The organism is Luteitalea sp. (assembly GCF_044337415.1).
Lineage (GTDB): Bacteria > Acidobacteriota > Vicinamibacteria > Vicinamibacterales > Vicinamibacteraceae > Luteitalea.
The window spans coordinates 1-5,735 of record NZ_JBIINP010000236.1 but is presented as its reverse complement, the minus strand read 5'-3'; the positions used below and the strand labels follow the sequence as shown (position 1 = coordinate 5,735).

General features: G+C 70.2%; 6 protein-coding genes and 1 riboswitch. Of the genes, 3 read left to right on the top strand and 3 right to left on the bottom strand.

Translation table 11 applies throughout. From position 1 onward, the window contains the following. A partial coding sequence (locus ACIRDX_RS19850) for a hypothetical protein (RefSeq protein WP_396627174.1) occupies positions 1-264 on the top strand: 264 nt, incomplete at its 5' end. 133 nt (positions 265-397) lie between these two features. Further along, positions 398-523: riboswitch (SAM-I-IV-variant riboswitch) on the top strand. A 53-nt stretch (positions 524-576) separates the two neighbouring features. Continuing rightward, on the top strand, positions 577-807 hold the full coding sequence (locus tag ACIRDX_RS19845; RefSeq protein ID WP_396627173.1) for a hypothetical protein: 231 nt from the start codon (positions 577-579) through the stop codon (positions 805-807). Positions 808-1,153: 346 nt separating this feature from the next. Here ACIRDX_RS19845 and ACIRDX_RS19840 read toward each other — a convergent pair whose 3' ends face one another. The 3 genes from ACIRDX_RS19840 to ACIRDX_RS19830 form a co-directional block, all read right to left on the bottom strand. Continuing rightward, entirely contained in the window at positions 1,154-1,678 is a 525-nt protein-coding gene (locus ACIRDX_RS19840) for a hypothetical protein (protein ID WP_396627172.1), read from the bottom strand. Positions 1,679-1,742: 64 nt separating this feature from the next. After that, a complete protein-coding gene (locus ACIRDX_RS19835) occupies positions 1,743-2,105 on the bottom strand; it encodes a helix-turn-helix domain-containing protein (RefSeq protein ID WP_396627171.1) in 363 nt (120 codons plus the stop codon). Between the two features lie 234 nt (positions 2,106-2,339). Next, entirely contained in the window at positions 2,340-3,746 is a 1,407-nt protein-coding gene (locus ACIRDX_RS19830; protein ID WP_396627170.1) for a glycoside hydrolase family 140 protein, read from the bottom strand. Positions 3,747-3,930: 184 nt separating this feature from the next. On the opposite strand from ACIRDX_RS19830, the gene ACIRDX_RS19825 reads away from it, so the two are divergent. Further along, positions 3,931-5,735, top strand: a 1,805-nt coding sequence (locus ACIRDX_RS19825) for a DEAD/DEAH box helicase (protein ID WP_396627169.1), incomplete at its 3' end; no start/stop codon positions are given.

Genomic DNA, 5,735 nt, shown 5'->3' with positions numbered 1-5,735 from the left:
AAGAAGGCCACGAAGAAGGCCGTGAAGAAGGCGCCCGCCAAGAAGGCCGCCAAGCCGTCGCGCAAGGCCGTGAAGGCCCGCTCGACCAAGAAGGCCGCACCGAAGGCTGCCGCCAAGCGCGCCGCCGTGAAGAAGAAGGCGCCGAAGGCCGCCCCGAAGGCTGCCCCGAAGAAGTCCGTGGCTCGCAAGGCTGCGTCCAAGAAGGTGACCGTGGCCCGCAAGGCTGCGCGCAAGACCAAGGCGAAGGCGACCAAGCGCCGCTAGTCGCACCCGCGTGGGGTCCGCGTCGCCGCTCGCGGCGCGCGGGCCCACCGCCCTTCCGATCCGACGCGCGTCATAGCGCGCCGCATGACACCCGAATCGCTTGGCACGACCCGCGACGGGTGGCACCATCCTCCTCGTACATCCGGAGTGGCGCGGCAACGCGCCCGGCAACCCCGGCAACACGCCAGGGTGCCCCGATGCCGGCAGGACAGGCATCGATGTGGCGACAGCAGGAGCTGTCGCAAGCCCGTGTTCCATGCCCCATCGGCATGACGGCGCCTCCGGACAGGTCATCGATCACGAGGAGCCGCCATGTGCCTTGATCCCCGCCCCGAACGCACGCCCCGTCTCACCCGCACCGCGCGCCGCCTGATCGCGCGCCGCCCGGCGCTGCACACCCCGGCACCGCGCCTCGCCCACGCCACGCTGCCCGCATCGGTGACACCGCCGGTCGTCCGCACGCCCGCGCTGTGGGCCCTCGACACGCTGGCCGGCGACGATGACCTCGTCTCACGAGGGTGGGTAGTACTCAGCAGAAGGTAAGGAAGAGCAGAAGAGCAGAAGGAAAGAAGGCAGGGCGGGAAGGCGAAAGGGCGGAAGCACGAAGGCCACCACCTTCCTCCTTCTTCCTCTCCTTCGTCCTTGCTCTTCCTTCGACCTTCCCGCTCTGCCTTCTGCTCTCCTACCCTTCTACTCTTCTACCCTTGTCAGTGCGCCTACGCTGACGTGCTCAGCAGAAATCAGGAAGAGCAGAAGAGCAGAAGAGCAGAAGGAAAGAAGGCAGAGCGGGAAGGCGGAAGGGCGGACGCAGGAAGCCGCCCACGCCTGGCACTTTCTCCTTCTTCGTCCTTGCTCTTCCTTCGCCCTTCCCGCTCTGCCTTCTGCTCTTCTACTCTTCTACTCTTCCGTCCTTCGTCAGCGCGCCAGCGCTGACGCGTCCCCAGTAGTTGGCGTAGAGGTCCTCGGCCTGCTCGCGCTCGATGTGCGGGAGGCCCTCGAGGATCGTCGTGCGATGCGGCTCGGGGATGTCGTCGGCGCCGACCACGATCACGCCGAACAGGGGATCGGTGTCGAGTCCCTCCGCCGCCGCGCGCGCCTGCGCCAGGGTGCGCAGCGCCTCGATCGCGCGCGACACGTGATGCCGCTGCGGATCGGTGGCGGTGCCGGTCGCGAGCGGCCCGCCGCGCGCGTCCTCGAAGGCCACCAGCAGCGTGTCGGTCTCGATCACGCAGGGCAGTGTCATCGGGCCGTCGATGAGCTCGACGATGCGAGGGCCGGGTCCGGACGTGATGGTGCCCGGCGTGCGCAGGGCGCCCCAGTGCACCTCCTCGAGCTGCTCGTACACGCGCCGCAGCCACCCACCCGTCGGGTCGGCGGTCATCACTCCACGCAGGATTTCGGTGAGCGTCGCCATCGGCGGCAGCGTGACAGGCGAGGCCAGCGGCGTCAATCGCGCGCTGCGGGACCCTCCGGGGGGATCAGTTGCCGAACAACGTCGACATCACGCGCATCGTGATGCCCGGCGCGCGAGCCTCGGCGGGTTCGGCCATGGGCTCGACCTGAGCCTGCACCACGCCCTCGAGCAGGTCGGCAGGCAAGCCGAGGTAGCCGACGTACTTGCGCAACGCCTTGAGGTAGAAGGTGGTGTTGTGGAACGCCTCGGGTTCGACCTGCTCGAGCGCCCGCACCTGGCGCGGCGAGAGCAGCAGGGCCTGCGCGACGTGTGTCACGACCAGGCCGCTCGCCTCGCGCGCGCCCAGAAGGCGCGCCCCGACGCGGACGCAAGCCGGCGCGTCGAGCACCGGCAACGAGGCACGAAGGACATGGGGCAGGGTCGGCACGCCGCGAAACTCCTTGGTTTCCTCGAAGTCTAGCGACGTTCGGTGGGGCGGAAGAGCGTGCTTTGGTAGGAATACCGACCGTCAGTCCCACTTACACAGCCTGTGCCCACAGGTGGTGGGTCGTGGCGGTTGTGCCGCAATTTGTGGACCCGCCTTCCTTCCGGGGCCAGCTCGATTACCGGGCGCCAAGCGCCAAGCGCCAAGCGCCAAGCGTTAAGCGTTAGGCGTTAAGCGTTAAGCACCCGGCGCCCCCCACTCCCTGTCGCGCTCGTCGAGCACCAGCACCCAGTCGTTCCCCGTGCCGGGCTCTCCCGGCGGGTCGAGCGTCAGGTCGGTCGTGCTCTCGAGCTCGCCGATGCGCCGGCTCTCGCCCGTTCGCGGGTCGAACCACCAACCGATGAGCTTCCGGCCGTTGAACGCGCCCGGCGTGATCGTGATCGTCTGGCCGAGCGGCAGGTACACGAAGGCGAAGCCGTCGCCGCGCAACGCGCGGACGTGCGCGTCGGCGTTGGGGGCGTTTCCCTTCAGCAGCGACTGGTCGGCGCGCGACGTGAGGAACGGCCGCGACAGCATCAGCGCCTTCAGGTAGCCCATCTGTGTCGCGCCCGGGCGGTCGATCGCCACGTGCCACGGCATCTCCGGGAAGGCGATCGGCGTCCGGTGCGTGTCGTACATCTGCCACACGCACTGGTTGCCGTAGGTCACGCCGGCGGCACCTGCGAACACCGTGCGGTACGCCTGCCGCCGCACCTCGGTGTCGCGGAAGTAGCCGTTCAGCGCGTTCCAGTTGATCGGGTGGTCCTCGTAGTTGATCTCGCCGTCGAGTGTCGGCTTGTGGTTCGGCAGCGCCAGGTCGCCCTCGACCCACTCCCACGCCTTCGTGTCGCGCGACCCGTGACCGCTCTGCATCATGTGGATGTCGAGCCACGGCTCGCCGTGCAGCCATGTCGACGAGCGCGAGCCGCCCATCGGGTGGTACGTGATGAGGTGCACGGCGTCGGCCGATCGGATCCCGCGGGCCATGGCGCGCCAGATCGGCAGCGTGTTCACGTCCTGGTTCACCACCGGGCGGTCGCCGCCGAGCATCCAGATCAGGTTGGGCTTGTCGCGGAAGCGCGTCGCGAGGAAGCGTCCGTACGCCTCGGCGTTGGCCTCGGTGAACACCACCGGGTCCTTGGCCCACATCGGCAGCACGTGCGCACCCCACGTCGCCACCAGGCTCACGTGGAGGCCGCGCGCCGCGGCCATGTCGATGACCTCCTCGACGTGATCCCAGTAGTCGTTGCGAGGCCCGGGCTTCGCGTCGGGCCGCGCCGGGTCCTTGTCGATGAGCGGCAGGTGTCCGTAGGGGTTCGGCTCGGTCAGTCCCGCGAACTCGGCCAACGCCACCGCCTGGATCACCGTGAATCCCTTGGCCGCCCGGTTGTCCAGGTACCGCTGTGCTTCCTCACGCGTGAGCCGGTGGAACAGCTCCCACGCCGTGTCGCCCAGCCAGAAGAACGGCGTGCCGTCCTCGCGCACGAGGTGCCGTCCGTCGGCATGCACCTTCAGGCCACCCACCTGCGCCGCCGCCTGCTCCGAGCGAAGGCGAAGAGGGGACACCGCGACCAGCAGCATCAACACCACCAGCAGCTTCCGCATGCCGCCATCCTAGCGCCTCGCAGGAACCAGGCAATTCAGGCACTCTCCGCCGCTGTTCAGAATTCAGAATCGAGGCACTGAGCACGTCCAGGCCGGCCGAGGCCCGATTCGACTGCCGACTGCCGACTGCCGACTGCCGTTCCGACTCCCGACTCCCGACTCCCGTCCCTGTTACGATCCACCCGTGAGTTCAGACACCCCCGATACCCCGGCCGGCTTTGCCGCGCTCGGCCTCTCCGACGCGCTCGTCGCCGCCGTCACCGCGCTCGGCTACGAGGAACCCACCCCGATCCAGCGCGAGGCCATCCCCGTCCTGCTCGAGGGACGCGACGTGCTCGGCATGGCCGGCACCGGCACCGGCAAGACCGCGGCCTTCGCGCTGCCGATGATCGAGCTCCTCGCCCAGAAGGGGCCCAAGAGCCTCGCGCCGCGCGGGCTCGTGCTCGTGCCCACCCGCGAGCTCGCCATGCAGGTGGCCGAGGCACTCCACAAGTACGCCCGCGGCACGTCGCTCGCCGTGGCGCCCCTCTACGGCGGCGCCCCCATGGACGTCCAGATCCGCGCCCTCAAGCGCGGCGTCTCCATCGTCGTCGCCACGCCGGGCCGTGCACTGGACCACCTGCGTCGCCACACGCTCGATCTCCGCGCGCTCAGGATCGTCGTGCTCGACGAGGCCGACGAGATGATCGACATGGGCTTTGCCGACGACATCGAGGCCATCCTCGGCCACGCGCCCGAGGAGCGGCAGACGGCGCTCTTCGCCGCGACGATGGCGCCGAGGCTCGAGACGATTGCGGCGGCGCAGCTGCAGGATCCGGTGCGCGTCGCCATCGCCAAGGAGAAGCGCGCGCCCGGCAAGATGCCGCGCATCCGCCAGGTGGCCTACCTGGTGCCGCGCGCCCAGAAGACGGCCGCCCTCGGCCGCGTGCTCGACGTCGAGACGCCCTCGTCCGCCATCGTCTTCTGCCGCACGCGCACCGAGGTGGACGAGCTCACCGACGTGCTCGCCTCGCACGGCTATGGCGCCAAGGCGCTGCACGGCGGCATGGAGCAGAAGGCGCGCGACCGCGTGATGCAGCTGTTCCGTGGCGGGCAGGCCGACGTGCTCGTCGCCACCGACGTCGCCGCGCGCGGGCTCGACATCGACCACGTCTCGCACGTCGTCAACTACGACCTGCCGATGTCGCCCGAGGTGTACGTGCACCGCATCGGCCGCACCGGCCGCGCCGGCCGCGACGGCATGGCGATCTCGTTCGTCGATCCGCGCCAGCACCGCGCGCTCCGGCAGATCGAGGGCAGCACGCGCCAGAAGATCGAGATCGTGCCCATCCCGACCGAGGCCGACCTGCAGGCGCGCCGCCTCGACACGACGCTGGCCGCCGTGCGCGCACAGATCATCGAGGGGGGGCTCGAGCAGGCGCGGGCCGTGGTCGACCAGCTCGCGCAGGACCACGACGTGCTCGACATCGCCGCCGCGGCGATCCGGTTGCTGCACGACGACGCGCCGGCTGCCCCAGGCAAGGCCGGGGCGGCGGCCCGGCCGGCAGCGAAGCGAGCGTCGAAGGCCGACGGTCCGTCGCTCGACGAGGCGCTGGCCGCTGCGGCCACCGAGGAACGCCCGAAGCGATCGCGCGCCGAGCGCACCTACGGCGAGGATCGCCCGCGTCGGCCTCGCGAAGACGCGCCCTGGCAGGGCAAGGAGGGAGCGGCCCGGCCGGCTGGTGCCCGGCCCTCGGCTCGCGGCCCGCGTGGCGCGGCCGGTCCGCGCGCGGTGCTGCACATCAACATCGGCAAGTCGGCGGGCGTGCGCCCGGCCGACCTCGTCGGCGCGATTGCCGGTGAGGCCGACGTCGACAGCAGCGTCATCGGCGCGATCCGCATCGGCGACGAGTCGTCGCTGGTCGACGTGCCCGAGCAGCTCGCGACCCGCATCATGATCTCGCTGCGCAACGCCAAGGTTCGCGGCCGCCGCGTGATGGTCCGCAAGGA